We start from the raw sequence: 2,052 nt of genomic DNA on the forward strand, positions 1-2,052 counted from the left end.
TCGTAATGATTTGCTCTTTGTATTCTTCAATTTCTTCTTTGGAGCAATTTATTCTAAGTAATTTATCAAACTCTTCTATGGGAGTTCTTTCAAAAGATAAATCTCCATTTTCTATACTCACTATAGATACTTCTTTAGTTGACGTTTCACTAAAGCGAAAGGCCAGGGGAGATCCACTGTAGTGAACAATAGGAGATTCTTTTCTGACTGTTTGAGCTTTATGAATATGGCCTAATGCCACATAATCAAAGTCTCCTAGTACTTTAGTTGGAATAGAGTCTATTCCAGATAAGTTAAGTCCTTGCTCTGATCCTGCTTCTTCATAACTTCCAAAGAGGTGATGAGACATAAGGATCTTCTTACCAGTTGATTTTGAAGATAATCTCTTGAGTGCTTCTTCTATAACTGGAAGTAGACCTTCTTCAATATCAATATTCCAATTCTTTGCGAGGTTAAATAGCTCGTGAGTCCTAAAGTAAGGCAGTAAGCATATAGAGACTTCTTCGCCGTTAATATCTATATTATGAACGTATGGGGAATAGTTATCTTTTGCTAACTCATTTAAGTTTCCAACAACATGAATGTTATTAAGTTCTAAAAAAGGTGCAGGTGCTTCTAAGAAATTAGAGCTGTCATGATTTCCACCAATTATAAAAATTGGTATTTGTTTTTTTTCTGATAATGACTTTAAAAAATTAAAGTAGAGCTTCAGTGCTTCGTTTGGTGGTGTCGGTACATCAAATATATCTCCACTGATTAAGAGAATATCTATATTTTCATGGATTATATATTTTGATAACCAGTTGAGAAAGAGCTCTTGTTCTTTAATACGACTGACCTTATATAATTTCTTACCTAAGTGCCAGTCGCTTGTGTGAAGTATCTTCATATTGTTTATTCAGGTTTTTTAAATGGTTTCTTCTTCTTAGGTCTATACTTCTTTTTCTGAGGTGGTTTTGAAGTATTTTCATCAGTAGAAGAAGCTTTCTTCTCATTGTTTTGCTTAGGATTATTTCTATTCCTATTATTTGGTCTTTTGTTTTGTGGTCTCTTATTTTTCTTTTCAGTCTTAACCTGAATCTCACCTTCAAGGCTATTGAGCTCTTCTAAGCTATTGTCATCATCAGAGTCATCTACGAAAACTTCTACAACGCTGTCGCCATTTTCTTCACTATACTTTTTTAAGAACTCTTCTGACTTTCTCTGCTCTTCGTCTGTAAGACCGATTACTGTGCTTGTCTCATTTACAATGTGTCTAAGGTCATTTGGAAACTTCCAATCCTTAGGTGGCTTGCAATCATCTTTAACAAATTGATTAACTGAGTAACGTCTGATTTGACCTTTCTCTGTAATCATATCAAATTGTTCAACTAGTAGGTGTAGCTTTTGTACTCTACCGATATCACCGTTTTTAGCTTTTAAGAAAATTCCTTCCTTAGGAAGTAGTGTTCTTTTTTGAGAGTAAACATCATCTTCATACTTGATACAGCATTTAATCTGACCACAGATTCCGTTGATCTTACTCGGGATAAGGGCAAGGTTTTGATTCTTTGCCATTTTTATACTTACGTTCCCGTAATTTTTTAAAAAACTTGAGCAACATGTTTGTAGTCCACAAACACCAATTGCTCCAATCGCCGCGGCCCTATCTCTCACTGAGATTTGTCTTAGCTCAATTCTCATTTTTAAATCAGCAACTAAGTCTTTAACTAAGTTTCTAAAGTCTACTCTCGCTGGAGCATTAAAATAGAATACGGCCTTCTTACCAAATTGAATAAACTCAACGTGAGTTAAGTTCATATCTAATTTATGTGTTTCAATTAAGTTCTTACAAAAGTTTTCTGCTTCTTTCTCTTTTAGATAGTAACTTCTTTGCTCATGAACATCTTCGTCAGTAGCAACCTTACTAATACTCTTAAGAGGTAACATACTCTTATCAAATGGAACTTCGTATGGAACTGAATTGATATAACCTAAAGTCATTCCACGGTCACTCATGGCCATAACTTTTTGACCGTACATAAACTTTCTCTTTCCTATTAGGAATGGAAA

Annotated in this window: 2 protein-coding genes; both read right to left on the reverse strand. The window is 34.2% G+C overall.

The window, feature by feature from the left end; genetic code table 11:
- A partial coding sequence (locus tag ABX784_RS17255) for an exonuclease SbcCD subunit D (RefSeq protein ID WP_372656301.1) occupies positions 1-889 on the reverse strand: 889 nt, incomplete at its 3' end.
- A gap of 5 nt (positions 890-894) precedes the next feature.
- On the reverse strand, positions 895-2,052 hold a 1,158-nt coding region (locus ABX784_RS17260), incomplete at its 5' end, for a stage 0 sporulation family protein (protein WP_372656302.1).

The sequence above is a fragment of the Halobacteriovorax sp. genome, from assembly GCF_041587335.1.
GTDB lineage: Bacteria > Bdellovibrionota > Bacteriovoracia > Bacteriovoracales > Bacteriovoracaceae > Halobacteriovorax.